Origin of the sequence: Cyanobium usitatum str. Tous (genome assembly GCF_003011885.1) — a bacterium.
In the GTDB taxonomy this organism is placed as follows: Bacteria; Cyanobacteriota; Cyanobacteriia; order PCC-6307; family Cyanobiaceae; genus Cyanobium_A; species Cyanobium_A usitatum.
Map to the genome: position 1 here is coordinate 214,304 of NZ_PXXO01000002.1, position 25,329 is coordinate 239,632.

Sequence of the window (25,329 nt, forward strand, 5' to 3'; positions counted from 1 at the left end):
CCAGCCATTGCAAACGGGAAGGAAGCTCACAGGGGCAGGGGGCGATGGCTGAACTGGCGCACGCCGCTGGCGTAATCGGCGGCAACATGGCCCTCGCCGCGCAGCCGGTAGCGGTAGGTCACCAAACCCTCCAGTCCAACGGGGCCGCGGGGGGGCATGGTTTGGGTGGAGATGCCCACCTCGGCGCCAAAGCCGTAGCGGAAGCCATCGGCGAAGCGGGTGGAGCAGTTGAGGTAGACCCCGGCGCTGTTTACCGCAGCCAGGAAGCGGTCGGCTGTGGCGGCAACTCCGGTGCAGATCGCATCGGTGTGGCGCGAGCCGTAGCGGGCGATGTGCTCGAGGGCGGCATCCAGATCGGCCACCACTTTCACGCTCAGGATCAGGTCTGAATATTCGGTGCTCCAGTCGTCCTCTGAGGCTGCATGGCTCACACCCAGCGCCATGGCGGCAGCATCGCCGCGCAATTCAACCCCGGCGGCCCCGAAGGCCAGCACAGCCCTGGGCAGAAAATCAGCAGCTATCGACGCGTCAACCAGCAGGGTTTCGATCGCGTTGCAGGCTGCCGGGTATTGGGTCTTGGAATCCAGCGCCACCTTCAGGGCCAGCTCAAGGTCGGCGGCCCGATCCACAAACAGGTGGCAGATGCCATCGGCATGACCCAGCACTGGAATACGGGTGTTGTCTTGGATGAAGCGCACCATGGCATTGGAACCTCGGGGAATGATCAGGTCCACTAGCCCATCGAGCTTGAGCAGCCCCAGGCTTTCCTCCCGGCTGGTGAGCAGCTCAAGGGCATCGGGGTGCACCGCACTGGCGGCCAGGCCACAGCGCAACGCTGCATGAATGGCCTCACAGCTACGGCTTGCTTCGCGGCCACCCTTGAGCAGGGCGCAGTTGCCGGAGCGAATTGCCAAGGAGGCGATCTGCATCACCGCATCTGGCCGCGCCTCAAAGATCACGCCCAGCACCCCTAGGGGCACGGTCAGCCGCTCCAGCACCAGCCCCGCATCTAGCTCGGTATGGAGCTGACGGCGGCCAACCGGATCGGCAAGCTCCGCCACCTGGCGCACACCTGCGATCGCCCCTGCCAATTTGGGACCATCGAGCTTGAGCCGGGCCACCAGAGCCGGCGCCAGCTCCTCGGCAGCCGCGGCCTCAAGATCGGCCTGGTTGGCCGCCAAAATGGCTTCACTGCCCTGCTCTAGGGCTTCTGCCATGGCCAGCACGGCCTGACGGCGCTGGCCATCGTCGAGTTGACCAAGGGCCATGGCGCAGCGGCGCACCTGGGCGGCCCGGGCCAGCAGGTCTGGGGAGGGATCAGGAATCATCAAGCCATCATCCCAAGCTGGGCGCCAAACGTTGCAGCGCCAGGCGAGCCGCCCCCAGCCTGCCGGCTCCGTTGCCGAGGCTGCAGCGACGAATCGTCAGACCCTCACGGCTGGCTGCCTGCACCCGCCGCTCCACCTCCTGCCACACCGCTGGCAGGAAGTGATCGCTGGCGCCGCTGAGGCCACCACCAATCAGCACCAGCTCCGGAGTGAGTACATAAAGCAGCGAGCTCAAACCTTGTCCCAGCAGCTGGCCATAGGCCCGCCACACCGCCAGGGCTTCGCCATCGCCGCCAGTGGCACGGCGGCAGAGTTCGGCCGGATCCACGCTGGAGAGGCGATCGAAGCCACGGCGACTGCAGAACGATTCCAGGGAGCCGTTGTTACCGCTGTTGCAGGGCGGACCAGCGGGATCGAGGCCTATCAAACCGGGCTCGGCGGCCGCCCCCCGATGACCTGTAAACAACTGGCCATCAAGCAAAACCGCTCCGCCTACGCCCGTGCCCAAGGTGAGCAGCAAGACATCGCCAACTCCGCGGGCCGCCCCGAGCCAGTGCTCACCGAGCAGGGCGCAGTTGCCATCATTGGCCAGGGTCACGGGGCGCTCCAGCAGGGGCTCGAGCCAATTGGCCAAGGGCACATCCAGCCAACCCGGCAGGTTTATGGCGATGCGCGCCACCCGGCCGGCCTGGTCGCTGGGCCCCGGATGGCCCACCCCAACTCGATCGGCCAGCCGCTGAGGATCTAGTTGCTGCACCGCCGCCACGATCGCCGTTGTCACTGCACCAGGCACCGCTGGCTGGGGCGTAGGCACCTGCAGCTCCGCCAGCAGATCGCCGGCTTCGCTGAAGCGCCCCAACTTGATGGCACTACCACCGAGATCCACCCCGATCAACTGGTTCATCGGAATCGCTGCATCGAAATAAACAAGCTCAGAAGCGGAAAAACAGCTGCAACTGGGTCTGCCAGGCACCCTGGGCGTCGACGGCCCCTTGCAGGTTGAGCAATTCTGAGGCTTTGAAATTCAGATTTAATTGGGGGGGTACGTCGGAGCGGTTGGGGGCAGCCAACACGGATGCATTGAAGCGTTCCGAGAGATCAAGACCTATCTCAGCTCCCAGCACGAGCTGGAGCGGCACCCGGCCTGATCGACGTGCGGCGCCACTGGAGACAGCTTGATTCACGTAGGTGGGATAAAGGGCAAAGCTGAGTCGCTGGCCGAAGGCATCGCCGAGGGTGCCGAGCAGGGGCGAGAGCAGGGTTTGGCCTAGGGCGGTGGCGAGAGCAGTGCCGCCTGCCGATCCCGCCAGGCCGGCCAGAGTATTGCCGCCGATCAGGGCCAGTAGCCGATCTTCCGAGAGCGGTGGCGAACTGCGCAGCACCAGGTTGTCGGCAAGCCGGTCCGCCGGGCCGCTCACACTCAGGAAAACCCGCACCAAGTTGAGCTGGTCGAGGGAGTTGGTGGCACCAACCGCCTGAAAGTCTTGCAACGACAGGCTGCCGGCGGTCCCAATACCACTGGTGGTTGGCAGGTTGTCGGAGACCCTGGTACGAAGGGAGATATCAAGAAAAGGAATCAATCCCATGGAGGGTGTGAACACCGCAACGTTTGGAGAGTCGGGGTCGAGTCCAAACGTGGTGGTGAACAGATTGAGTCGCCCGTTCAGCAATCGCACCACACCCTGCAAGCGCAGGCTCGGATCCAGCCGCCCATTGAGACGCAGCAGCCCACTCGTACCAAAACTTGCCAGGTTGGGAATACCCACCTTCAGGTCGGGGCCCAGCTTCAACCTCAGGTCATCGAAACCCACAAAGCTGGCGTTAGGTACGGAGGCACGCAGGGCCTCACTAGCGTTGCTCTCCACATCGGGACCGAGCAGTACCAAGGGCTGGTCGTAATTCCAGCGGGATTCGAGCAATTCAGCGGCGCTAGTTACCGGTGCCGCCAAATTGGCTTCACTGGCCAATCGGGCGGGCTGAACGTTGACGCTGCCCCGGGTAATAGCCAACTCCCCGCCGATATCAAGGGCAGCAACGCTGCCTCCGATTTGAAGGGACCCATCAGCCACGGCCTTGATCCGGGGCATGGCAAAGGGCACCTTTTCAAGCTCAACCTTCAGGGTGGCGTCTTTGCCATCAGCTGTGGCCTCAGGGCGAAACAGCCCCAGGCTTCCGCTACCACGCACCACTCCCTTATCTCCCACCTTGGCGTTGAACTCCTGAAGCAGGAGCTGCTCAAAGTCGAACAGCACAGTGGCATCAACGTCACGAACCTTTTGGCCGATGAACTGCAACTGAGCACCCCGGAAACGCAAAAATCCGTTAGCGATCGGCTCTCTGACGCTGCCGCGCACTAGCAGTTGCAGGTCGCCGCTGCCCTGATTCCACTGCAGGGCAGGCTGGGCAAGCCCTGCCAGGAAACGCAAGCCGTCGTCACGACTAGCCAGGCGCAGTTCAAGACCCTGCTTCCCCGGATCCAAGGGCACAACACCCGCCAATTCGACGCTGCTTGAAGCCCCGGCCGCCCGCAAAGAAAGATCGAGGAGCAGCCTGGCCTGCTCCAGCTCAATGGTGCTCCGCTCCAGCACCAAAGCCGTTTCCCTTAGGTAGCCATCAACCAGGCTGATGTTGAGGGCAAGCTCAGGTTCGGGAGTGCCGAGGCGGTAGCGCCCCTGCAGAGATAGGCGGCCCCGCAATCCGGCGGGCACAGGGGTAAGCAGCGCCAACAGCTCAAGGGGCAGGTCGGCCAGGCTGAAATTGCCAGCCCCTCGCCGCAGGGGCCCGGTGAACTTCACCAGCACCGGCACAGAGGTAAGGGGCTGGTCCTGGTTTGCCTCAGGCAACCACAGGTGGGCGCGGGCCTGGAGGTCGGCGCGGGCTTCCAGCAGGCTAGCTCCGTCAAGGCGCAGGTCTGCGTCGATCTGACCTGCCAGCCGCTGCAGTCGCTCCTGGGGGCTGCTTTGCCGGTCACGCTCCAGCCTGGCAGCGCTCAGCTGAGCTCTAGCAAGCTCCAAGGCCCGCAGTTGGTCCTGCACGCTGCCGCTAAAGGTATCGATCAGGAGGGTGCCGATATCGCTGGCCCGGCCCAGGATCGGCGCGCTCCCTCCGCGCCACTGGGGCCAGGCCCTGACCAACTGCTGCAAAAACAGCGGCGGTAATCGCTCACCCTGAAGGCGGGCTCGGAAGGCGCCATGCCACACGCCACTCCAATCGATGGCAAGGTTGCCCCCAGCAAGGGGAGAGATAGCTCCTTGGACTGAGTAGCGACGCTTGGCATAGCGGATATTCGCCTGGGCCGATTTCCCCCAGACGCCCAAAAACACCGGCCGATCAAGCTGGGCGCTACCGCTAAAGGCCAGGGGTTGGAGTTCGAGCAGGCCCTTACCGCTCAGCCGGGCTTGCAGGGGTTGCCGGCTCGAATTTGGCCCCAGGGCTAACTGCAATCCATCGAGGGGCAACTGGAATGCCTGCCAGCGGTAGCCCCGAGGGCTGCCGTTGAGTTCCAGAGTGCCGCCGTCCCGGTCAAGGCGAAGTGCACGGGGGACCCAACGGGAATCGAGGCGGGCCGTAAGCACCCCCACCGGCGCTGGGGCGATGGCTTGCATGCGTAGGCGCCCACCACCAGCCGGATCACCAAACCACTGGCCCTGCCAGTTTTCCCTCAAGCTGAGGGGGCCGGCACCGGGCTGGTCGATCCGGAGATCCAGGTCTGGCTTCAAGGCTTTGAGAGGGCCCCGAACCCGGCCAGTGGCCTGCAAGATTCCCTGCAATTGGGTGCCCACAAGCAGATCGAGCCGCTCGAGGGGGTAGCGCTGCAGCTCCAAGTTGAGATCGAGCTGGCCTGGCACCAGCCCCTCACCGGACCGCAGGCCCAGGGGCAACACGCCACGGGCGGAGAGGTGGGCACTACTGAAACGCTGCAGCACTAGGCGCTTGTCGCGCCAATCCAAAACCGCATCCCAGCGACCAAGCAACGGGTTACTGGGCTGACCAAAGCGGGCCTGGAGCTGGGGCAGGCGCCACGAGCCGCTGGCCGTCACTGAACCGCCCACTTGCTGGTTCAACACCCAGGCGGGGGTGCCGGCTTGCAGGGGGAGGTCACCGGGCCGGAGCTGCCATTGGCCCGTCAGATCAAAACGCCTGGCCAAGCTCCCCTTGAGCCTTAGCCAGGAGCGGCCGCGGGCCAGCTCAAACTGGCGCAACTGAAGCTGGTTTCGCTGCCACAGCCCCTCAAGCCGCAGGGTGCCCTGCAGACCCTTGCTCCCCGGTGCTCCCCAGCGCCAAGCAGAGCGGTCCAACTCGAGCGCCTGACCGCTGCAGCGCAGTTGGCTGGATGGCAACTCCAGTCGGGATACGCCGGTCGCAGGCCGCCAGCGCAATTGGCGCAGCTGGGCTCCACCTCGACAGAAGGGCTGGCGATCCCTCCAGGCCAAGGCGAACGTGCCATCTGCGCGACCCGCAAGCTGACCAGGCAGGCCTAAGTGGCGCTGCAGAGGGGCTAGCTGCAAGGCCTTTGCCCGCAGGGTTCCATCCCAGCGCTGACTCTGCCAATTGCCCTTGAGCTCCATGGCCAGCTCGCCAGCGGCCACCTCCGAGCGCAGCCAAGCCGCCAGTTCAACCTCCCGGCGATGGGGCCGCACTGCACCACGGCCCGTGAGGCGGAGGCTCGCACCGGAAGGCTGCAGGTTGAGCAAGGCGGGATCCACCAGGCGCAACCTGAGATCCAGGCGCGGCGGCTGGGTGCTTACAGAAAGGCGCCCTGGCACCCAATACTGACCTTGGGAGTTGCGCCGCAACTCAGCGCGCACACCAGCCAGGCCTACATGCACCACTGGCAACCGCTGGCGCAGGCTGGCTAGCGGATCCACGCTCACCAAAACCGAACGCACCAAGACTGAGGAGCCATCCAGCCGCCCAGGGGCGATGCGACTGGGGCCAATGCGCAGACCACCCCAGCCCAGACCCTGATATTCGCCAAGCTCAACGGGATGGCCAGCAAGCTGGCTGAGCGGCTGCTCAAGCCGAGGTCTCCAGTGCTCGTAGAGCTTTCTCAGGGCCTGATCCCCGCCCCAGGCCAGCAGAAGCAGGGCACCGCAGCCGCCTGTAAACGCCGCCAGCAAGCGGAAGCTGCCCTGGCCCTGAGGCGAGGGTGGGGGTGCAAGTGAAGGCGAAGCGGGGACTGGCCCAGGGTTCTGTTCTGGCAACTCCGCCATTCCCGTGGGCTGCCACCCCTGCGACGGGCGCAATATAAAGGCACTAACCCAAACATCCAGCCCTATGGCCGCTGATCCAATCCTGCTGACAGCGGGCAAATGGCTGGGGGCCGCCAGTGGGGTCCTGGCTTTGACCACGATTGTTGGTTATCTGAGCCGCTGGGGGATTCGCTTTCGGCTGGTTGGTGTCACCAGCTTCACGGCCCTGCTCGCCGTTTCCTGCCTGGCCTTTGCGGTGAGCTACGCCCCTCGGGTGCAGCTAGCTGGGGCCGTGAGTGTGCCGGTGGTGTTTGACAACGGCATCGACTTGGTGGTGGCAGCAGCGCCAGACGGCCTAGCGGATGGGGCCGCCGCACCCACAGTTCAGCAAGTAGCCCAAAACCTCAGGGGTAGCGGCCGCAGCAGCGCCGACAACCTGGTGCATGTTCGACTGCGCCGCGTCGAGACGATCGCCCCGGGGCTGAGCAAGCCAGTGGTGCTGGCAGAAGCCACCCGCAGCCTGACAAGTGGTGATGTTGAGCTACAGCCCTAGCCATGTGGCAACTGCCGATTCACTTTCAGCGTGAACAACGCCAATTGGAGCTAGCCGGCATCGATAACTGGCCCCAACTCGCCGGTCTCCAAGACCAGGACCTGCGCCGGCTCGGCCGCAGCGGCGGCGCCAGCGAGGCCCGGCTGATCAAGCTTCGGGGCCAGGCCCGGCTAGTCGTGGAGGTGGGACTCGAACCGGCAGAAGCCGCCCTGCTGCTCTACGCCGGCATCGCTAGCAGGGCTGGATTGGCGGCCAGTGATCCGCACCAACTCTTGGTACAGATGGGCCGGCTGCAACGAAGCCTCACCGGCATGGCCTCCCCCCTGCTCGATCTGACCACCTTGAGCGAATGGATCCGGCGCGCTCAGCGCCGCCCCACGAACTGATCCAGAGCAGCCACCAGCCGCCGCCCCTGGTGGCTCAAATGGAGAAGCTTTGGGGCTGCATACGTTGTCAAATCTCCACTCCCCCCCCATTAATTCGACCTGCGGCCGTTACATCTTCGGCCTGGCGCCGCTTCTGCTGATCAGCCTGGCAGCCCTGTGGTCACCTGCCCTGGCCCAATCCCAATTGCTTGAGTCCGTGAAGCAAAACCCTGCGAGGGCGAAGGCGCTTTGCAGCCAGTTTCAGGGCTTCAACGCCCAGGGGCTCTCCGCCACATCCAGCTCGGCCGTGAGCCAGATCGCCCGCCAAGAAAACCTCAGCCCCATGGATTCTGAGGTTATTATCACCTATGTGATTGGGCTTTATTGCCCCGATGTGCGCTGAGTGAGCAGCCCGGCGCCAAACCTTTTGCAGGTTCGATGGCGAGACGAGGCCATGGATTGCCGGGATGGCACCCAGCTGATCAGCCGAGTCTGGCAACCAGCAGACCAAGGACCATGGCCGGTGCTGCTGATGCGACAGCCCTACGGCCGAGCGATTGCCTCAACTATTACCTATGCCCATCCCAGCTGGTACGCAGCCCATGGCTTTCTGGTAGTTGTTCAGGATGTGCGCGGTCAAGGTGCTTCCCAGGGGACGTTCCAAGGTTTCGAGCAGGAGTTATCCGATGGAGCAGACACCGTCCGCTGGGTTCGCAAACTTGATTGCAGTAACGGAAGAGTCGGTTGCTATGGATTTTCATACCAAGGCCTGACCCAACTGCTAAGCGACGATCCGGCGGCCCTGCCCGACTGCCTGGCACCGGCCATGGCTGGTTTGGACGAGCGCGGCGACTGGGCTTGCGAGGGAGGAGCCCACTGGTGGGCCCTAGGCCTCGGCTGGGGACTGCAATTGGCAGCCCTGCGCTGCAAAAAACTTGGGGACGATGCCGGCTGGCAAGCGATTCGCCGCAGCCTCGGCTCGGGCAACTTTCTGGCTGAAGGCTTGGACCTGCTCAAGCGCCATGACCCCCAAGGCATGGCCTGCCGCTGGCTGCAGCTGCCGGCAAGCGAGGCCCCTAGGTGGGTTTGCCACCAACCAGTCGCAGCTCTATGGCAGCGCCCGATGCTGCTGATCGGTGGCTGGTATGACCCCCATCTGCGCGGCATCTTGAACCTCTTCGAACAAGCTCGCGCCGCAGGTGGCTCGCCGCTGCTGCGCATTGGCGCCTACACCCACCTCGACTGGAACGGCGGCCTTGATCGGTTGCAACTGGCCTTCTTTCAGCACCATCTTCAGGATCAAGCCGCTACAGAAGAACTCAGCGCTGCAGTTCTTGTAGAGAAAGACCCACTTACAAACGGCAAAAACTCAAGCCGCCGTTGGCGGGCCCCCAATTCAGACAGCAGCCCCCTGAGCTGGGGGCTACGCAGTTGTGGCCTGGCCACAATCGACGCGGAGGAGGGCGAATTGCTGCTCGATCGATTTGGCAGCGGCGAGGTCGCCCTGGTGCACGATCCCTGGCGACCAGTTCCAGGCCGGGGCGGCCACCTTGGCCTCGATCCAGGCCCGTGTGAACGCGGCGACCTGGACCGCCGTAGTGATGTGATCTGCTTCAGCAGTTCACCACTCAGCACGCCCCTGGAGCTGGAAGGTCGGCCCCTATTGACCATTTCTGTGCGGGCCGACCAACCCAGCTTTGACCTTTGTGCAGCTCTCTCGGTGGTTGATCCCGAGGGAAGGGTGCTCCAACTGAGCACGGGCGTGGCCAGGACCCAGCAGCTAGCAGGCGAAAAATCGTTGCTGCAAGTTCAATTGCAGCCCCTGCTAGCTGAGCTCTGCCCCGGGGAACGGTTGCGACTCTCCCTAGCGGGAGCGGCCTGGCCGCAGATTGCCGTAAACCCCGGCGACGGCCTCGAGACCTTCGGGCCTACCGGCCCGCACCATCGAGTGATCACGCTGGAGCTTGAACTGGCTGATTCCCAATTGCAGCTACTGCCACTCTTGGGCGGCAAATTTGGGGCACACTGAGCCAAATGTTTGTTTTTGCGATGTCGCTGCGCCACCTGCGCCCTGTTCAACAGCCCCAGGCCCTCAGCCGCATGGCTCTCGGCATGCTTGCGCTGGCCACCGGCCTGAGCATCACCATGGCGGCACTGCCAGGAACATCAGGCAGTGCGGCTTTGGCCCAGAGCCAGAGCGGTGGTGTGGATCGCCCAGCCCTCAGCGTCGAAGCAGCCCGAGCCGCGGCTGATCGGATCTTGGCAGCAGTAAAAAGCCGAGATGCCAACCTGCGCTACAGCCAATTCTCAGAGGAACTCAAGGCGGTTAGCAGCCCTTCGATGGTGGCGGAGACAATGCGCACCCAGCCGAAACTGTTGAGCTGGACCCTGCTCAGCGTGCAAGGAGGTTTGCGCAACACCACTGTTGAGGCCAGCCTCACCACAAGCATGGGCAAGCGAGAGCTGTTCATCGTGCTCAACCCCGAGGGCAAACTCGCTGGTTACCACCTGGATGTAACCGATGAGGCGCCCGGCGCGGTTGCCAAGAGATTTGTCACCGCCCTAAGCAGTGGCCAGTTCATCTCAGCGCGCAGCTTTTTGAGCCTGTCACTGCAGAAGGAAATCTCCGCGAGCAGCCTGCAGGTGCGCTGGCAGCAGCTGCAACGTCAAACCGGCGAATTTGTACGGATCCGCAAGGTTGTGGTGGCCGAGGGCGGCGGCGACCAGCGCCTTGTACTGGTAAGTAGCGATTTCAATCGTCTTAGCGATTCCCTCTTTGTGATCCTTAATGCCAACAACGAAATAATCGGCATCGACTTTCCCAGCGATCCAATCACCCCCAAGCCGGTGCGCTGAGCCCTAAGACGCCTAAGCTCGCCTTCCGATCGCTGCTGGTACATGTCCTTGCTCACCCTTAACTGGATGGCGGAGGATTGCCAGCGGCTGGCTGAGTGCCGGCACGACCACCCGTTTGCGGTGCTGGGGCCCCAGCCCCTCGAATCGGGCGGATGGGTGTTGCGCGTCTGGATGCCTGAGGCAGAGCGAGTTGAGCTGCTGATCGATGGCCAATCGCTGCCGATGGCCACTCCGAATCACCCCTGGATTTTCGAAGCCCCTTGGGGCAGTGATCCTGGTACTTCCTATCAGGTGCGGGTCAACCGCGGCGGCATCGAACACGTGCAGCCCGATCCCTGGTCGTTTCGCCATGAATGGATGGGCGAATTGGATCGCCTGTTGTTTGCAGAGGGCAACCACCACCACATTTGGCGCCGCATGGGTGCCCACGTGGTGGAGCACAACGGCGTCAAGGGCGTTCAGTTCTGCCTCTGGGCCCCCAATGCCCGCAGCGTGGCGGTGCTGGGCAATTTCAACGGCTGGGATGGCCGCCACCATCCGATGCAGGCAAGGGTGGGTGGATCCTGGGAGCTATTCATTCCCGGGCTTAAGCCAGGTGAGATTTACAAATACGAGGTAAGAGCTCAAAACGGTCACTGCTATCAAAAAGCAGACCCCTATGGCTTCCGCCATGAGATTCGTCCCAACAATGGCTCGATCGTGGAGTCCCTTGCGGGGCACCTATGGCAAGACTCGGGCTGGATGCAGGAGCGGGATAGCCGCAACCCCCTCGACCAGCCGGTGTCTGTTTATGAAATGCATCTGGGCAGCTGGATGCACGGCGCTGCCGACCAGCCCTACATCGAAGCTGACGGCACACCGCGCCCGCCGGTGCCTGCAGCCGATCTCAAACCGGGCGCTCGCCTGCTCACCTATCCGGAGCTAGCTGATCGGGTCATCCCCTATGTGAAAGCCCGCGGCTTTACCCACATCGAGTTGATGCCCATCTCGGAGCATCCCTTCGATGGTTCCTGGGGCTACCAAGTCACGGGCTGGTACGCCCCCACCAGCCGCTTTGGCACCCCGGATGAGTTCCGCGCCTTCGTGGATCGCTGCCACGCCGAAGGCATTGGCGTGATTCTCGACTGGGTGCCAGGCCACTTCCCCAAAGATGCCCACGGCCTGGCCTTCTTTGATGGCGCCCATCTTTATGAGCATGCCGATCCGCGCATCGGCGAGCACAAGGAGTGGGGCACCCTCATCTTCAACTACAGCCGCAACGAAGTGCGCAACTTCCTTGTGGCAAACCTGGTTTATTGGTTTGAGGAGTTCCACATCGACGGCATCCGCGTAGATGCGGTGGCCTCCATGCTTTATCGCGACTACCTGCGCCCAGATGGTGAATGGTTGCCGAATGACCATGGCGGCCGTGAAAACACCGAGGCCGTCACTTTCCTGCAACAGGCCAACCACGTGCTGTTCGAGCACTTCCCTGGAGCACTCTCGATCGCCGAGGAATCCACCACCTGGCCCATGGTTACCCAGCCCACCAATATTGGTGGCCTCGGGTTCAACCTCAAATGGAACATGGGCTGGATGCACGACATGCTCGATTACTTCGAGCTAGATCCCTGGTTCCGCCAGTTCCATCAGAACAACGTCACCTTCTCAATCTGGTACGCCTTCACAGAGAACTTCATGCTGGCCTTAAGCCACGACGAAGTTGTGCATGGCAAGAGCAACCTCTTGCACAAAATGCCTGGTGACGACTGGCAAAAATTTGCCAACGTGCGGGCACTGCTGGCATATATGTGGACCCATCCCGGCAAGAAAACCATCTTCATGGGGATGGAATTTGGCCAGAGGGCTGAGTGGAATGTATGGGGCGATCTGCAGTGGGAGCTGCTGCAGCACGACTCTCACCAGGGGCTCCAGCGTCTCGTCGACGATCTCAACGTCTTCTACAAATCGGAGCGGGCTCTCTGGGGAGACGATTTCAGTGAATTCGGCTTCCAGTGGATCGATTGCAACGACAATCGCCACTCGATCATCAGCTTCATGCGACGTGAAAGTGCCACGGGCAAGTGGCTTGTGGTGGTGGCCAACTTCACTCCCCAGAGCCATTCCCACTACCGAGTGGGCGTGCCGCTGGAGGGCTTCTATGAGGAAGCCTTCAACACCGATGCTGAGCGCTATGGCGGCAGCAACCTGGGCAACCTGGGCGGCAAATTCACCGACCAGTGGGGCATCCATGGCTATGACCAATCCCTGGATCTCTGCCTACCACCCCTTTCAGTGCTCGTCTTCCGTCGGGACGAAATCCGCAGCCAGCAGTTGGATGAAGACACCTGTGACGAAGCCACCGATTCCGGGGCCCTGCTCGGGTAAGTTCTCGCTTCGCTCTGCTTGCAACCATGACCGAAGCCGCCCCCCTGCTGCTGCGCGCCGCCCGAGGTGAGCAGGTGGAGCGGCCCCCGGTTTGGATGATGCGCCAGGCCGGGCGCTACATGAAGGTGTATCGCGACCTGCGCGACCGCCATCCCGGTTTCCGCGAGCGCTCGGAAAACCCAGATCTCTCCTACGAGATCTCCATGCAGCCCTTCCACGCCTTCAAGCCCGACGGCGTGATCCTCTTTTCAGACATCCTCACGCCCCTACCGGGCATGGGGATCAACTTCGACATCATTGAGAGCCAGGGGCCCCTGATCCAGGACCCAATCCGCAACCTTGCCCAAGTAGAGGCACTGCGGGCCTTGGAGCCGGCCGAGAGCATGCCGTTTGTGGGTGAGGTGCTCACCCGTCTACGTCAATCTGTTGGCAATGAAGCTGCTGTACTCGGCTTTGTGGGTGCCCCCTGGACCCTGGCCGCCTATGTGGTGGAGGGCAAAAGCAGCAAGAACTACGCCGTGATCAAGGCGATGGCTTTCAAAGAGCCGGAGCTGCTGCACAAGCTCCTAGACCACTTCGCCGAGTCAATTGCCACCTACCTGCGCTTTCAAATCGATTCCGGCGCCCAGGTGGTGCAGATGTTCGATTCCTGGGCCGGCCAACTCAGCCCCATGGATTACGACAGCTTCGCGGCGCCTTACCAGAAGAAGGTGGTGGATCTGGTTAAGCAAACCCACCCCGATACCCCCTTCATCCTCTACATCTCCGGCAGCGCCGGCGTGCTTGAGCGCATGGCAGGCACAGGGGTAGACATCATTTCGCTCGACTGGACCGTGGACATGGCCGAGGGCCTGGCCCGCCTACCCGAGCACATTGGCGTGCAGGGCAACGTGGATCCCGGATTGCTATTCGGCACCCCAGCGGCCATCCAGGCCCGGATCGACGACACCGTGCGCAAAGCCCGCGGCCGCAAGCACATTCTCAACCTGGGCCACGGCATCCTGCCGGGCACTCCAGAAGAAAACGGCCGCGCCTTCTTTGAAGCCGGCAAGAGTGTGATGGAGCGCATCGGAGCGGCGGCTTGAGCAGCCCCGCGGCAGGATCCCGGCCCCAGCGGATCCTGATCACAGGGGCTAGTGGCTGCGTTGGCCAGTACATCACCGAGCAGCTTTATCGCCACAGCGATGCGGAGTTGCTGCTCCTGCTCCGTGATCCAGCCAAGCTCACGGTTGTTTCTGCAGATGATCCTCGGGTCACCCTGCTGGTCGGTGACCTGCGGGAGCTAACGCCCCATGCCGGTGCAATCGCCACCGCTACTCGCATCATCCACACGGCCACCGCCTGGGGCGATCCCCTAAGAGCCCAGCAGGTGAACGTAGAAGCGGTTAACCAGCTGCTGGCTTTCACCAGCCCTGTATGGCTGGAGCAGGTGATCTACTTCTCCACCGCCTCAATTCTGGATCGCCAATTGCAGCTGCTGCCCGAGGCAGCGGAATTTGGCACTGAATACATCCAAACCAAGGCCCTCTGTCTGCAGCAACTGGAGGCCCACCCCCTGGCCGCCAAAATTGTGGCCGTATTTCCCACCCTGGTATTTGGGGGTCAGGTGGGCCCGGGCGACCGCCATCCCACCAGCTATCTCACCGCCGGAATTAGGGAGGCAACCCGCTGGTTGTGGCTTGCTAAGTGGCTACGCACCGAAGCCAGCTTCCACTTCATCCACGCCGCCGACATAGCCCTGGTGTGCGCCCATTTGGCCACCCAGCCCCATCACCCCAATCCGGAACCAAACCAGGGAGCTCTGCGGCGCCTTGTTCTCGGCCAGGCGCCCATCAGCATCAATGCCACCGTGACCCAGCTCTGCCGTTGGCGCCGCAGCTGGCAGCCACCCTTTGGGATCGACCTGCAAGGCTGGTTAATCGAAGCCCTGATCAAACTTCTACGCATTGAAGTCAATGCCTGGGATCGCTTCTCAATTCGCCAGCGCCACTTCGTGCACGAGCCGGTGAGCCCACCAGAACGCTTTGGCCTGGTGAGCTACGCACCCACCCTCCAAGCGGTGTTCGAAACCGCTGGCCTGCCGCACAGATGAGTAAGCACAGGCATGGCTGGCTGGTCGGGAGGCTGCTGCTGGGCTTCCTCGTGTTCACGATGCTGCTGGGCAACGACGAAGGCTTTCTGGTGTTCCAACCCGAGCAGCTGACGATCAACGCCGGCGACACAGTGAGCTTTGAAGTGCGGGGGCTCGGCCCCCACAACTTGATCGTGGCAGGCCATCCCGAATGGAGCCATGAACCGCTCAGCTTCGCTTTGGGCGAAAGCTGGGAGCAAAAATTTGATACGCCCGGCCGCTACGCGATCTGGTGTGAGCCCCATCGGGCAGCAGGGATGACCGCTGAAATCAACGTCTTGGCACCTGGCTGATCCCACTGCACAGCCAACTTTGTGGCAATTGTTTCGAACCTGGTTGCCAGGGGTCACATCAGCCCGGTTCACGCCTTAATTTTGTCGAGTTGCCCATGCTTTTAAGCGCCCCCCATGCGCCGTCTCTTCTCTCTAATCGCTCTCTGCCTGGCGCTAGTGCTGGGTGCTGCTCCTAGCTTCGCTGCCGATGTGGCCCATGGCGGCCAGATCTTTTCCGCCAACTGCGCCGCTTGCCACATGGGTGGTGGCAACGTTGTTAACGCCGAGCGCACCCTTAAGCAGGATGCCCTAACCGCTTACCTGGCCAACTACAGCGAAGGCCACGAAGCTGCCATTGCTTACCAGGTAACCAACGGCAAAAACGCCATGCCTGCCTTCGGTGGCAAGCTCAGCGAAGGTGACATCGCCGATGTCGCTGCCTACGTCGAAGACATGTCTTCTAAGGGCTGGGCCTGATCTAAGAGCTGGTCTTCCGGGGCCGGCGTTCCTGGGCTGGTCTTCCTGACTCAATTATCCAATTAGTCCTTCAGCAAACCCCGGCCAAGGTCGGGGTTTTTTGTTGGCCACCGAAGCCGAGCGAACATCCGGGAAAATTCTGCCCGGATCTCAGTTCTGGTCTCGGCGGGCAGCCAGCACGGCCAGATAAAGCTCCTCCGGCACCTCGCGGATGTCGTATTCGCTGGGAAGAACACCGTGCACATAACGATGCACGGCCAGCCAGCAGTTGCGCTCCGGATCCCGACCCGTGCCATCAAACTCCCGGGACTCGGACGCCAGCTGCTCAATCAACGGGTCATTCCAGGTGTCGTTCACGGCAGCGATCCCCCATGCGGGGGGCCAGAGTGGGTTCAGTCTGAACTAAGCATCGGCATGGCAGCCCGTACCCCCTCGCCCCAGGCCCGACTGCTGATGAGCATGGATCCCGTGGTGCTGGGACTCGCCATCGCCGGGGCTGGGCTGCTGGGAAGCTTCCACGGCCAGGCCCAGGCTCAGGCCTTGCCTAAGCCTCCCTGTCCACTGGTGGTGCCCGCCAGCCAGAAACTGCTCCAGCCCAGGCGGATCCAAGCCAATCAAGTGCAGGCAAAGAACGCGATGGGCTGCCTTTCCCCCGCCGACGCGATGTATGGAGCGGATGGCTGTCCGCTGCGCATGTGCGGCGCCGATGCTGGTGTGATTCAGCTGCCGAAGAACTAGGCCCACCAGCTCGGGGGAGGACCGAATCAATCCGGTCGGTTCTCCTCGCTGCTGAATTGTCACAACGGACATACGGTTAATCCAGCAGCTCAATCGAGGCAAGTGGCCATGCATCCCACCGCCGAACTTTTCACCGAAAAAGCCTGGGCCTCCGTGGTGGCCGCCCAGCAATTGGCGCAGCAGCGGCGTCAGCAGCAGATGGAAAGCGAGCACCTGCTCGCCGCCCTACTAAGCCAGCAGGGATTGGCAGGCCGCATTCTGGAAAAGGCGAGCGTGGATGTGGGCAGCCTCAGCCAGAAGGTTGACGCCTGGATCGCCGGCCAAGCCAGCCTTAGTGCGCCCCCCGACAACGTCTATCTCGGCAAGGGGCTCAATACCGTTCTTGACCAGGCTGAGGAGCTCAAACAGTCCTACGGCGACAGCTACATCGCCATTGAGCACCTACTTCTGGCGCTAGCGATCGACGACCGCTGCGGTAAGCAATTGCTATCTCAAGCGGGCACAAACACCAACAAACTCAAAGAAGCCGTACAGGCCATCCGCGGATCCCAAAACGTGACCGATCAGAACCCCGAAGGCACCTACGAATCTCTGGAGAAATACGGCAGGGATCTCACGGCCGCTGCCCGCGAGGGCAAGCTCGATCCGGTGATTGGCCGTGATGAAGAGATTCGCCGCACGATCCAGATCCTCAGCCGCCGCACCAAGAACAACCCGGTGCTGATAGGAGAGCCCGGTGTGGGCAAAACGGCGATTGTGGAGGGGCTGGCCCAGCGCATCGTCAATGGCGATGTGCCCCAAGCCCTGCAGAACCGCCAGCTCGTGTCCCTGGATATGGGCGCCCTGATCGCCGGTGCCAAGTACCGCGGTGAATTTGAGGAGCGGCTCAAGGCCGTGCTCAAGGAGGTCACCGCCTCCGAAGGCCAGATCGTGCTGTTCATCGACGAGATCCACACGGTGGTGGGGGCCGGCGCCAGCGGCGGTGCCATGGATGCCAGCAACCTGCTCAAGCCGATGCTGGCCAGGGGCGAACTGCGCTGCATTGGCGCCACCACCCTCGATGAGCACCGCCAGCACATCGAGAAGGATCCGGCCCTGGAGCGCCGCTTCCAGCAGGTGTTCGTGGATCAACCAACGGTGGAGGACACCATCTCGATTCTGCGGGGCCTGAAAGAGCGCTACGAGGTGCACCACGGCGTGCGCATCGCCGATAACGCCCTGGTAGCAGCGGCCGTGCTCTCCAGCCGCTACATCGCCGATCGCTTCCTGCCAGACAAGGCCATCGATCTGATGGATGAATCGGCCGCCCGCCTAAAGATGGAGATCACCTCCAAGCCGGAGCAGATCGACGAGCTCGATCGCCGCATCCTGCAGCTGGAGATGGAAAAACTGTCTCTGGGGCGCGAATCCGACCCCGCCAGCAAGGATCGGCTCGAGCGACTGGAGAAGGAGCTGGCCGATCTCAGCGAACAGCAGAGCACACTCAATGCCCAATGGCAGGCAGAAAAGAGCTCGATTGATGAGCTTGGCGCGATCAAGGAGGAGATCGAGCAGGTGCAGCTGCAGGTAGAGCAGGCCAAGCGCAACTACGACCTCAACAAGGCCGCCGAGCTCGAATACGGCACCCTGGCCGAGCTGCACAAGAAGCTGGCCGCCAAAGAAGAGGCGCTTAATGCCAGCGGCAGCGATAAAACCATGCTGCGTGAAGAGGTCACCGAAGACGACATCGCCGAGGTGATCGCCAAATGGACCGGCATCCCCGTGGCCAAGTTGGTCCAAAGCGAGATGGCGAAGCTGCTGCACCTAGAGGAGGAGCTGCACACCCGGGTGATTGGTCAGGCCCAGGCGGTCACAGCGGTAGCCGATGCAATTCAGCGATCGAGGGCAGGCCTGAGCGATCCCAACCGGCCAATCGCCAGCTTCCTGTTCCTTGGCCCCACCGGCGTCGGTAAAACCGAACTCTCCAAGGCCCTGGCAGCCCAGCTGTTTGATTCCGAGGAGTCGATGGTGCGCATCGACATGAGCGAATACATGGAAAAGCACGCCGTGAGCCGGCTGATCGGGGCACCTCCTGGCTACGTGGGCTACGAAGAGGGCGGCCAACTCACCGAAGCGGTGCGGCGCCGGCCCTACGCCGTGATCCTGTTCGACGAGGTGGAAAAGGCCCACCCCGATGTGTTCAACGTGATGCTGCAGATCCTTGATGACGGCCGCGTCACCGATGGCCAGGGCCGCACGGTGGACTTCACCAACACGGTGCTAATCCTCACCAGCAACATCGGCAGCGCCTCGATCCTGGATCTGGCCGGCGATCCAGCCCGCCACGGCGAAATGGAGGCCCGGGTAAATGAAGCCCTCAGAGGTCACTTCCGGCCTGAATTCCTCAATCGGCTTGATGAATCGATCATCTTCCACAGCCTCAAGCAGGAGGAATTGCGCGAGATCGTGGAGCTGCAGGTGCAGCGGCTGGCCAGGCGCCTAGACGACAAAAAACTGGGACTGCAGCTCAATGCTGATGCCCTCGACTGGCTTGCCGGTGTGGGCTATGACCCGGTGTATGGGGCCCGGCCGCTCAAGCGGGCTATCCAAAGGGAGCTGGAAACCCCTTTAGCCAAGGGAATCCTGGCTGGGACGTTCACCAGCGGCCACACCATCACGGTGGATGTGGAGCAGGAACGGTTGCGCTTCCAGCAAAGCGAGCCGGCCAAGCTGCCGGTGCTGGTGTAGCTCACTGCAAAAGCTGGTACGAAAAGCTGCTGCGGGCCCGGTCCACCAGGTCCGTCAGTTGCTCAGGAGGAGCGGGCTCCCGTTCTCCTGCTGACACCGCTCGGTAATGATCTGCCACCAACCAAGCGCAGGTGCGGGGATCGCCAGCAAAGCGGGGAATTAGGTGGAGGTGCAAATGGGGCGCACCCTCGCCAAAAGCAATCGCATAGACCCTGTCGCAGCCGGTTTGCTCTTTAAGCAGAGCGCTGGCGTAGCGCACGGCCAGCCCCCAGGAGGCTGCCTCCTGGTCGTTGAAATCAGCCGGGCCCGCTACATGGCGGAGACTATCTAGGAGCAGCCAACCAACCAGGGGGGCGGGGTCGGGATGGTGGCGCAACAGCCAATGGGAACCACGCCCGATTTCATAGGCTCCCCGCGCTGCGGGGTCGTGATGAATTCTGCAGATAGGACAGGGGGTGCTGCTCATGGATCTAATCAAACGAATGGAGCCCTAAGAACCCAATAGGTGCAGTGTCAGCAACCGCTCGCTGCCCCTCCTGCGGTGCTCCCACAGATAAACAGCCTGCCAGGTGCCAAGTAACAGACGGCCAGCCTCAAAAGAAAGGCTGAGCTGACTGGTGGTGAGAGCCGTACGAATGTGGGCCGGCATGTCGTCGGAGCCTTCATCAGCGTGTACGTAAGGGCGCAGTTCCCCACGGCCGCTGACCGGACGGATGCCCTCCTCGGGCACGAGGGCTCGCAGGTAGCTGGAAAGGTCGCGCAGTACGCGCGGGTCGGCGTTTTCGTTGATAGTGAGGCTGCATGAGGTGTGCAGACACACCAAGTTGAGCAGCCCTTGCTCCATGCCACTGGAGGCCAAGGCGGCGTTAAGTCGGCCAGTGAGGTCGGTAAAGCCCTCGCCTGGGGTCACCACCCGCAGGGTCTCGAGGCTTTGGCGAAGCATAGAGATGGATATGTTTCAGATCATCCCTAGCATTCTGCCTAAGATAGGTTGAAACCTATCCAGTGCACCGAGAGGCTGCCATGCGCATATTACTTTTCTTGTTGATCGTTTTACCTGGCCTGGCAGCTACCGCCCCAGCCGCCCAAGCCCAGCGCCAAGTCTCGAAAATAGGCGACATCTGTCCCATGGGGTACGTAGACATGCTGAACGGCAAGTGCAGCACCCTGGGGCTGATGACATACACGGTGCAACCCACCAATGGCAAGGCCTGCGCTGAAGGGTGGATGAACGTAGGCGGAGGCTACTGCCGCAAAAAGTGAATTCTCCTAGCCACAAACACTTCAAGGCAGCCGAGTGCCCGGCTCTTACCCTTCTCTATGACGGGGGTTGCCCCCTGTGCCTGCGGGAGGTGGAGCTACTTGGCCGCAAAGACAGGCAGCGCCATGGTGAGTGTCTAAAACTCGCTTTCGTAGACATCGATCAGCCCGAATACAACCCAGATAGCTACGCCGGCATCAGCTATAGGGAAGCTATGGGGCGCATCCACGCCATTGATGCCAGTGGTGCAGTGCTGCGTGACGTCGAGGTGTTTAGACGGGCCTACGAGCTGATCGGATTGGGCTGGCTCTATGCCCCAACCCAGTGGCCCCTGCTGCGCCCCTTGACAAACCTTGCCTACGGCATTTGGGCGGATATGAGACTGCGGATCACTGGACGACCGAGCCTGGATAGCCTCTGCCAAGGCCGCAAAGATATTTGCCGCCGCGACTAACGCAGATGTAGTTGAGCTTCTTGTAATCGCGAGCCCTCGAACGGAATGAATCCGTTACTGAGCAACAGCCGTATCTCCCACAAAATCGAAGCAAAGCTGGTCTATAGGCAACTTGCTTCGCCGTCCGCTGCTGCTGGAGCGCAGACCCGAACGCCGTGAACCGTGGCGATTCTGTATGGCATCAGCAGTGGCAGCAAAGCCATACTGCTGCCGTAGGGCCCAGATTCGATCGCGGGCTACTGCAGCCGCAGTATTCCAATCGATCGAAGGCAGGGGATAGGCGCGACCGATCCCTATTCCAAGCCGAGCCTGGGTGCGGTCGTCCATGGTCCAGGGGGTGTGCAGATACACCGGGGGGACATGGGCAAGCTCTGGCAGCCAGCGGCGGATGAAGACACCTTCTGGATCGTGGTCTAGCCCCTGCTTAAGCGGGTTGTATATACGGATTGTATTGATGCCGGTAGTGCCAGATTGCATCTGACACTGGCTCCAGTGGATACCAGGTTCATAGTCAACGAATTGTCTTGCGAGATGGACCCCGCTCTCCCGCCAGGGAATCCACAGCTGATAGCTGGCTACGGAAAGCAGCATCGCCCGCATCCGGAAATTCAGCCAGCCGGTTGCGTTTAGGGAGCGCATGCAAGCATCCACAAAAGGAAGCCCCGTGCGCCCCTCTGCCCAGGCTGCCAAAAGCTCATGATTACTGTCACGCAGTCCGGCAGTGAGGGGATGGAGCTCCCTGTATTCCAGGCTGGGCTGGCATTCCAACTTCTGGATAAAATGGCAATGCCAATGCAAGCGCTCATCAAAGCGCTGCAGGGAGCGCCGCCAGGGGACTGCCGCAAGAGCCTGGCGACGGAGGCGGCTTTTTTGCACTACCTCCCGCATCGACAAGCTGCCCCAACTGAGATGGGGGGAAAGGCGCGAGCAGCTGACGTCGGCCGTATTGGGGCTAGACAACCCGGATTGGTAGGAGCGGCTGCGCTGATCCAAAAAGGAGGCGAGGGTTTTCAAGCCTTGGGCTCGCCCTCCCTTTTGCCGCCCAGGGCAGAAATCGGGCTTCAGCCCTAGCTCTTCGGCTACTGGCAGAGGACCAGGGTCGAGCCCGGGCAGCGGGGTGAGACGGAGCGGCGCACCAGTTAGCTCCTCGGCCATGCGCTCCTCCCAATGCTTTGCCCAACCTGTACGCCTACTGAGCCTTCGGGTGACACCAAATTGAGGAATCTCCTGCCATTCAATGCCGTGCCGGCGGGCCCAGTCCGCTACGCGCAGGTCACGGGCGTAGGTCCAACCGTTGCCAGTTTCCTCGTGACTCCACAAGCCAGCTACTCCAAACTGGCGATGGGCCCGCTCCAGCACCTGTTCAATCGCACCGATGCGCACCACAAGTGGTTGGCCAAGACCGGCAAGAGCCGCTCGCAGCTCTACTAGACATTCCCGGCAAAACTCCCACTGCCGAGCGGAGCTGTCTGGCTGCAACCACAAGTCTGGCTCCACCACGTAGAGCGGCAGCACTGGTCCCCGCAGCGAGGCCTCCAATAAGGGCCTGTGATCGAAGCTGCGCAGATCGCGCTTGAACCAAACGATTTGCAGCGGCCCCATGGCGTCAGAGGCTAAAACCTCATTTGCATTTTAATCAATCTGGAGTCAGCCAGGCGGCCCAACCTGGTTACGGTGGCACCTTTCCCATCTCCCCCACCTGAGCCCGCGATGATCTATCTGCTGCAGCATCTGGCCGTATTGCTGAGCCTCGCCCTGTTTCACATCGTTGGTCCGGTACCAATCGACCTAGGTGTGCACGACGGCGCCCTGGCCCCTTGTGCCACGCCAGCGCACTGCGCAAGGGCGGATTGGCCTATCCAGCAGAGGAGCGGAGATACTCCCCAGAGCGCCCTCGAAAGCCTGATTCCCGTGATTGAAGCGATGGGCGGCACCAAGGTTGTCGAGCGAGCTGAGGGCTATCTGCACGCAACCGCAACCAGCTCCCTGTTTGGCTTCGTCGACGATCTAGAGCTGTACGCAGACACTGAGCATGCAATTCTCCAAGCTCGCTCCGTCTCTCGGCTTGGCGATTCAGATCTGGGCGTCAACAGCAAACGCCTGGAAATCTTGCGAAAAGCGCTCATACCAGCTCCAAGTGCATGAAATCAGCTGGCCGCCAACCCGCTCGGAGCGAACTCCGATTTTGTTCAGGAGGGAGGCGTTTATAGGTGCTTTTGGGCGGGCTTTGGTGTTTCAGTGGCTGACTTCAAGCCATCAAACAACTGACCAAGCAGGGTTTTCATATCAGGAGGCAGGGCCTCCGGGGGAGCTGCCTCAGAAGCCAGTACCAACAGGGCACAGGCATCAACCAAACTGGATGCCTCTGATGACGTAAGGGCGACTAGGTGCTCACCGTTGCACTGCGTAATTCGCATACAGCTGCGTTTATACCAAGTTAAAGGTACTGCTTAAAGATTCTGGGCGTAACGAACCACTCCCAAATGGCCGAATCAAGGGTTCAGCAGCTCTTCAGACCAGGAGCCAGAGGAGCACCAGCGCCTGCGCTGGTGGGGTTGCCCGCCAAGTTCCAACAACTCGACTTGATGCACCTCAAAACTCAGCAGTTCAAAGTGACTGGGCATCGGTGTGGTATCGTCAAGTTCCTGGGGAAAGGCTGCCTGCAGCTCGAGGGGGATTCCTGGCTCCGGCCAGCCCCATAGGGCCCTAGCGGAAGGTGTGAGGTTTTGCCAGTGGTGCTGACGCTGCTTGAGCAACTCCGCTGAGGGAGGCTGACAGCGCCTTGAACGCAATCGAAACTGGCTTCGAGCCCGAGGCAAAAGCCAGCAAATTTCCGCTGCTGGCAAATGTCGCAGCTCGCTGGCTTTCTCACTGCGACCATCAGTGAACAAATCCAGAACGGCTGGAGCTGACCAACCCCGGAATACCAAGCTGCGCACCCTGGGAGTGCCATCGCTGGCGACAGTTGCAAGTTGCAGCCAACGGCTACTTGAGGATCTGCCCTCCCTCTGCAGGGCAGCTCGCAAAAGGGGACGCCATGGGGGAAGACTATCCATTAGGCCTCCCCAAAACGGCCAGCAACCTCAGCGGGTTGAATTGCTGGCATTGATTTGCACGTAAGCAGGAGTCAAACCTGAAATGCCTTCTGAGGGGGCAGACATTTCTGGCTTGATGCGAACGGTTGGCTTAACGAGCAGACCGGGCAGCATGCCAGCATCAAATGAAAAGCGGCCAGGACCAACTAGCAACAGTGCAAGGCTGCCGCCGAGGTAGAGAACGACCAGTTCGAGCACGTAAATATTTAGCCCAGCCGTAAGGATGTGTTGGTAAGCGGCGACTGTCATCGTGCCGGTGAGGGCGAGCGCTCCAACGGGCGTGAACAAGCCGAGAATTACCAACCAACTGCCGATCAGCTCGGAAAAGCCAGCGGCATAGGCGAAAAACAAGGGGAATGGCAGGTGCAGAGATGCCACATAGGTATTGGCAAATTGCTGGGGATCGGCAAGTTTTTCATGGCCATGGTGAATCATCATCACGCCGATAGCCAAGCGAAGCAGCAGCAGGCCAAGAGACGCAACTCCGCCTGGCTTCAACACATATGCCTCTAGAACGGAACGGATCCGTTGAGCTTGAGCAGTCGTGATCCATAGAGCATTTGCAGGGGTCTCGGCTGCAGCCGGTTGATCAGCAGGGCGGCTGAGGGCCACAAACCAAAGGGCCATACAGGCAGCCAGGAAGCCTCCAAACAGCTCAAGAAGCAGGGGGGTGGACATGGTGGGTTGATTGCTTCACCAATCCTGGCAAGCTTGATGAAGAAACGTGAAGCGCTCAGTCGGACTTGACCAGGGCCTACCCCAGAGCAATGGCGATCATGCAGGCCCTGGAGCAGTAGGCAAGTGTTTCAACCCCTAGAGCTAAAGGCGCATCGGGATGGCCGGAAGCGATGCCGCGAAGCTGAGCAAGGTTCTGGAGGCCGCTTTCCAAATGGAGCTGAAGTTGTCTTACCCGGGGGGCAGAGATTGAAGAGCAAGCCATAGAAGTGGCTGGACTCAACAGAAAAGGATTGACCTGGCAGATAAATCGCCCGCTGGCTAGCCCGATCAAACCAATCCTTGCCCTCGATGCGAAAACGGGTGAATTTCACCGTGAGCCCTGTTTCCTCGGCAAAGGCATCACGGTCAAGCGCAATTCACCAACTTCCCAGCCGAACGCCAATGCCTGAGTGCCGAGTCAGTCCACTTGCAGGTGAAGCGTCGCATCGGAGGCCGGAGCAGCGGCTGCCACGGAAATACACTTTTGTAAATTAATTAAGTTGTAGGTTAAATGCGTTTCGCCAAAAATTCACCTACTTCGTATTCAGTTCAAAAATCAAGGGGTTTGCTGATACATCTGCTCTAAACGCTCGCGGCTGAAATCTACGTAAAGCACCTCTTCGCCGGGCTGGGGAGCCTCTGGGTGAACCCTGCTGCGTCTACGAGGGGTTTGAAGGGAATCTCTCTCCTGGGAACTACGCAAGTTTTGGGACATCAGCGCGAAGGCTCCGCCAGCGATGGCCGCAAAGAAAACAAAATAGATGACAGCCAACAAGTCGTTCATCAGGATTCCGCT

26 protein-coding genes and 1 pseudogene are annotated in these 25,329 nt (G+C 61.4%); 16 read left to right on the top strand and 11 right to left on the bottom strand.

The genetic code is table 11. The annotated features are described in order from the left end of the window. Positions 1-26: 26 nt before the first annotated feature. From C7K55_RS03050 to C7K55_RS03060, 3 genes are read right to left on the bottom strand one after another with little or no spacing between them, the layout of a single operon-like run. On the bottom strand, positions 27-1,328 hold the full coding sequence (locus tag C7K55_RS03050) for a glutamate-5-semialdehyde dehydrogenase (RefSeq protein WP_106501918.1): 1,302 nt from the start codon (positions 1,326-1,328) through the stop codon (positions 27-29). A 7-nt stretch (positions 1,329-1,335) separates the two neighbouring features. Next, positions 1,336-2,232 carry an ROK family protein gene (locus C7K55_RS03055; protein ID WP_106501919.1) on the bottom strand — a complete coding sequence of 299 codons (897 nt, stop codon included), beginning with the start codon at positions 2,230-2,232 and terminating at the stop codon, positions 1,336-1,338. 28 nt (positions 2,233-2,260) lie between these two features. Next, entirely contained in the window at positions 2,261-6,541 is a 4,281-nt protein-coding gene (locus C7K55_RS03060; RefSeq protein ID WP_106501920.1) for a translocation/assembly module TamB domain-containing protein, read from the bottom strand. Positions 6,542-6,605: 64 nt separating this feature from the next. Here C7K55_RS03060 and C7K55_RS03065 point away from each other — a divergent pair, with 64 nt between their 5' ends. The 10 genes from C7K55_RS03065 (at position 6,606) to C7K55_RS03110 (ending at position 15,541) form a co-directional block, all read left to right on the top strand. Then, positions 6,606-7,073 carry a DUF2518 family protein gene (locus C7K55_RS03065; protein WP_106501921.1) on the top strand — a complete coding sequence of 156 codons (468 nt, stop codon included), beginning with the start codon at positions 6,606-6,608 and terminating at the stop codon, positions 7,071-7,073. Positions 7,074-7,075: 2 nt separating this feature from the next. Next, entirely contained in the window at positions 7,076-7,459 is a 384-nt protein-coding gene (locus tag C7K55_RS03070; protein WP_106501922.1) for a DUF4332 domain-containing protein, read from the top strand. Between the two features lie 64 nt (positions 7,460-7,523). Next, positions 7,524-7,841, top strand: coding sequence for a hypothetical protein (locus C7K55_RS03075; protein WP_315856759.1), 318 nt, complete (start codon positions 7,524-7,526; stop codon positions 7,839-7,841). Positions 7,842-7,892: 51 nt separating this feature from the next. Further along, the gene (locus C7K55_RS03080) at positions 7,893-9,467 is read left to right on the top strand and encodes a CocE/NonD family hydrolase (RefSeq protein WP_106501923.1); all 1,575 of its coding nucleotides are present in this window, start codon (positions 7,893-7,895) and stop codon (positions 9,465-9,467) included. A 5-nt stretch (positions 9,468-9,472) separates the two neighbouring features. Next, positions 9,473-10,294 (top strand): DUF3887 domain-containing protein, encoded by an 822-nt coding sequence (locus C7K55_RS03085; protein ID WP_106501924.1) that lies wholly within the window; start codon positions 9,473-9,475, stop codon positions 10,292-10,294. Between the two features lie 42 nt (positions 10,295-10,336). Next, positions 10,337-12,661 (top strand): 1,4-alpha-glucan branching protein GlgB, encoded by a 2,325-nt coding sequence (gene glgB, locus C7K55_RS03090; RefSeq protein ID WP_106501925.1) that lies wholly within the window; start codon positions 10,337-10,339, stop codon positions 12,659-12,661. A 26-nt stretch (positions 12,662-12,687) separates the two neighbouring features. Next, a complete protein-coding gene (gene hemE, locus C7K55_RS03095; protein ID WP_106501926.1) occupies positions 12,688-13,746 on the top strand; it encodes a uroporphyrinogen decarboxylase in 1,059 nt (352 codons plus the stop codon). After that, positions 13,743-14,753 (top strand): NAD-dependent epimerase/dehydratase family protein, encoded by a 1,011-nt coding sequence (locus tag C7K55_RS03100; RefSeq protein WP_106501927.1) that lies wholly within the window; start codon positions 13,743-13,745, stop codon positions 14,751-14,753. The genes hemE and C7K55_RS03100 overlap by 4 nt, the downstream gene beginning before the upstream one ends. Further along, a complete protein-coding gene (locus C7K55_RS03105; protein ID WP_106501928.1) occupies positions 14,750-15,085 on the top strand; it encodes a plastocyanin/azurin family copper-binding protein in 336 nt (111 codons plus the stop codon). The genes C7K55_RS03100 and C7K55_RS03105 overlap by 4 nt, the downstream gene beginning before the upstream one ends. Positions 15,086-15,199: 114 nt before the next feature. After that, entirely contained in the window at positions 15,200-15,541 is a 342-nt protein-coding gene (locus tag C7K55_RS03110) for a c-type cytochrome (protein ID WP_106501929.1), read from the top strand. A gap of 150 nt (positions 15,542-15,691) precedes the next feature. Here C7K55_RS03110 and C7K55_RS03115 read toward each other — a convergent pair whose 3' ends face one another. Beyond that, complete coding sequence (locus C7K55_RS03115; protein ID WP_106501930.1) at positions 15,692-15,898, bottom strand: hypothetical protein; 207 nt, start codon at positions 15,896-15,898, stop codon at positions 15,692-15,694. A gap of 57 nt (positions 15,899-15,955) precedes the next feature. On the opposite strand from C7K55_RS03115, the gene C7K55_RS03120 reads away from it, so the two are divergent. Both C7K55_RS03120 and clpB read left to right on the top strand, forming a co-directional pair. After that, positions 15,956-16,279 carry a hypothetical protein gene (locus tag C7K55_RS03120; RefSeq protein WP_106501931.1) on the top strand — a complete coding sequence of 108 codons (324 nt, stop codon included), beginning with the start codon at positions 15,956-15,958 and terminating at the stop codon, positions 16,277-16,279. A gap of 108 nt (positions 16,280-16,387) precedes the next feature. Then, on the top strand, positions 16,388-19,006 hold the full coding sequence (clpB, locus tag C7K55_RS03125) for an ATP-dependent chaperone ClpB (RefSeq protein ID WP_106501932.1): 2,619 nt from the start codon (positions 16,388-16,390) through the stop codon (positions 19,004-19,006). Between the two features lies 1 nt (position 19,007). Here the strand turns inward: clpB and C7K55_RS03130 are convergent, their stop codons facing one another. Both C7K55_RS03130 and C7K55_RS03135 read right to left on the bottom strand, forming a co-directional pair. After that, on the bottom strand, positions 19,008-19,472 hold the full coding sequence (locus C7K55_RS03130) for an HIT family protein (protein WP_106501933.1): 465 nt from the start codon (positions 19,470-19,472) through the stop codon (positions 19,008-19,010). Positions 19,473-19,496: 24 nt separating this feature from the next. Next, entirely contained in the window at positions 19,497-19,949 is a 453-nt protein-coding gene (locus C7K55_RS03135; protein WP_106501934.1) for a secondary thiamine-phosphate synthase enzyme YjbQ, read from the bottom strand. 101 nt (positions 19,950-20,050) lie between these two features. Here C7K55_RS03135 and C7K55_RS03140 point away from each other — a divergent pair, with 101 nt between their 5' ends. Next, the gene (locus tag C7K55_RS03140) at positions 20,051-20,269 is read left to right on the top strand and encodes a hypothetical protein (protein WP_338152858.1); all 219 of its coding nucleotides are present in this window, start codon (positions 20,051-20,053) and stop codon (positions 20,267-20,269) included. Beyond that, on the top strand, positions 20,266-20,721 hold the full coding sequence (locus C7K55_RS03145; RefSeq protein ID WP_106501936.1) for a thiol-disulfide oxidoreductase DCC family protein: 456 nt from the start codon (positions 20,266-20,268) through the stop codon (positions 20,719-20,721). The genes C7K55_RS03140 and C7K55_RS03145 overlap by 4 nt, the downstream gene beginning before the upstream one ends. Positions 20,722-20,775: 54 nt before the next feature. Here the strand turns inward: C7K55_RS03145 and C7K55_RS03150 are convergent, their stop codons facing one another. Beyond that, positions 20,776-22,323 (bottom strand): FAD-binding domain-containing protein, encoded by a 1,548-nt coding sequence (locus C7K55_RS03150; protein WP_106501937.1) that lies wholly within the window; start codon positions 22,321-22,323, stop codon positions 20,776-20,778. A 108-nt stretch (positions 22,324-22,431) separates the two neighbouring features. Here C7K55_RS03150 and C7K55_RS03155 point away from each other — a divergent pair, with 108 nt between their 5' ends. Next, complete coding sequence (locus C7K55_RS03155) at positions 22,432-22,866, top strand: DUF1499 domain-containing protein (RefSeq protein WP_106501938.1); 435 nt, start codon at positions 22,432-22,434, stop codon at positions 22,864-22,866. Positions 22,867-23,213: 347 nt separating this feature from the next. On the opposite strand, the gene C7K55_RS14165 is transcribed toward C7K55_RS03155, so the two are convergent. The 3 genes and pseudogenes from C7K55_RS14165 to C7K55_RS03170 form a co-directional block, all read right to left on the bottom strand. Beyond that, positions 23,214-23,477, bottom strand: coding sequence for a hypothetical protein (locus tag C7K55_RS14165; protein WP_338152859.1), 264 nt, complete (start codon positions 23,475-23,477; stop codon positions 23,214-23,216). 42 nt (positions 23,478-23,519) lie between these two features. Then, positions 23,520-23,777 (bottom strand): annotated as a pseudogene (locus C7K55_RS14170) (pyridoxamine 5'-phosphate oxidase); the annotation flags it as partial. A gap of 27 nt (positions 23,778-23,804) precedes the next feature. Continuing rightward, positions 23,805-24,494: a DoxX family protein gene (locus C7K55_RS03170; RefSeq protein ID WP_106501941.1), complete on the bottom strand. Its 690-nt coding sequence runs from the start codon at positions 24,492-24,494 to the stop codon at positions 23,805-23,807. A 266-nt stretch (positions 24,495-24,760) separates the two neighbouring features. Here C7K55_RS03170 and C7K55_RS13225 point away from each other — a divergent pair, with 266 nt between their 5' ends. Further along, positions 24,761-24,943 (top strand): hypothetical protein, encoded by a 183-nt coding sequence (locus C7K55_RS13225; protein WP_127431962.1) that lies wholly within the window; start codon positions 24,761-24,763, stop codon positions 24,941-24,943. Positions 24,944-25,089: 146 nt separating this feature from the next. On the opposite strand, the gene C7K55_RS03175 is transcribed toward C7K55_RS13225, so the two are convergent. Continuing rightward, on the bottom strand, positions 25,090-25,317 hold the full coding sequence (locus C7K55_RS03175; RefSeq protein ID WP_106501942.1) for a hypothetical protein: 228 nt from the start codon (positions 25,315-25,317) through the stop codon (positions 25,090-25,092). Between the last annotated feature and the right edge of the window lie 12 nt (positions 25,318-25,329).

Coding starts and splice junctions, on each gene's coding strand:
- C7K55_RS03050 (WP_106501918.1), bottom strand. CDS start 1,328: ATGATTCCTGATCCCTCCCCAGACCTGCTGGCCCGGGCCGCCCAGGTG.
- C7K55_RS03055 (WP_106501919.1), bottom strand. CDS start 2,232: ATGAACCAGTTGATCGGGGTGGATCTCGGTGGTAGTGCCATCAAGTTG.
- C7K55_RS03060 (WP_106501920.1), bottom strand. CDS start 6,541: ATGGCGGAGTTGCCAGAACAGAACCCTGGGCCAGTCCCCGCTTCGCCT.
- C7K55_RS03065 (WP_106501921.1), top strand. CDS start 6,606: ATGGCCGCTGATCCAATCCTGCTGACAGCGGGCAAATGGCTGGGGGCC.
- C7K55_RS03070 (WP_106501922.1), top strand. CDS start 7,076: ATGTGGCAACTGCCGATTCACTTTCAGCGTGAACAACGCCAATTGGAG.
- C7K55_RS03080 (WP_106501923.1), top strand. CDS start 7,893: ATGGATTGCCGGGATGGCACCCAGCTGATCAGCCGAGTCTGGCAACCA.
- C7K55_RS03085 (WP_106501924.1), top strand. CDS start 9,473: ATGTTTGTTTTTGCGATGTCGCTGCGCCACCTGCGCCCTGTTCAACAG.
- glgB (WP_106501925.1), top strand. CDS start 10,337: ATGTCCTTGCTCACCCTTAACTGGATGGCGGAGGATTGCCAGCGGCTG.
- hemE (WP_106501926.1), top strand. CDS start 12,688: ATGACCGAAGCCGCCCCCCTGCTGCTGCGCGCCGCCCGAGGTGAGCAG.
- C7K55_RS03105 (WP_106501928.1), top strand. CDS start 14,750: ATGAGTAAGCACAGGCATGGCTGGCTGGTCGGGAGGCTGCTGCTGGGC.
- C7K55_RS03110 (WP_106501929.1), top strand. CDS start 15,200: ATGCGCCGTCTCTTCTCTCTAATCGCTCTCTGCCTGGCGCTAGTGCTG.
- C7K55_RS03120 (WP_106501931.1), top strand. CDS start 15,956: ATGGCAGCCCGTACCCCCTCGCCCCAGGCCCGACTGCTGATGAGCATG.
- clpB (WP_106501932.1), top strand. CDS start 16,388: ATGCATCCCACCGCCGAACTTTTCACCGAAAAAGCCTGGGCCTCCGTG.
- C7K55_RS03130 (WP_106501933.1), bottom strand. CDS start 19,472: ATGAGCAGCACCCCCTGTCCTATCTGCAGAATTCATCACGACCCCGCA.
- C7K55_RS03135 (WP_106501934.1), bottom strand. CDS start 19,949: ATGCTTCGCCAAAGCCTCGAGACCCTGCGGGTGGTGACCCCAGGCGAG.
- C7K55_RS03150 (WP_106501937.1), bottom strand. CDS start 22,323: ATGGGGCCGCTGCAAATCGTTTGGTTCAAGCGCGATCTGCGCAGCTTC.
- C7K55_RS03155 (WP_106501938.1), top strand. CDS start 22,432: ATGATCTATCTGCTGCAGCATCTGGCCGTATTGCTGAGCCTCGCCCTG.
- C7K55_RS03170 (WP_106501941.1), bottom strand. CDS start 24,494: ATGTCCACCCCCCTGCTTCTTGAGCTGTTTGGAGGCTTCCTGGCTGCC.
- C7K55_RS03175 (WP_106501942.1), bottom strand. CDS start 25,317: ATGAACGACTTGTTGGCTGTCATCTATTTTGTTTTCTTTGCGGCCATC.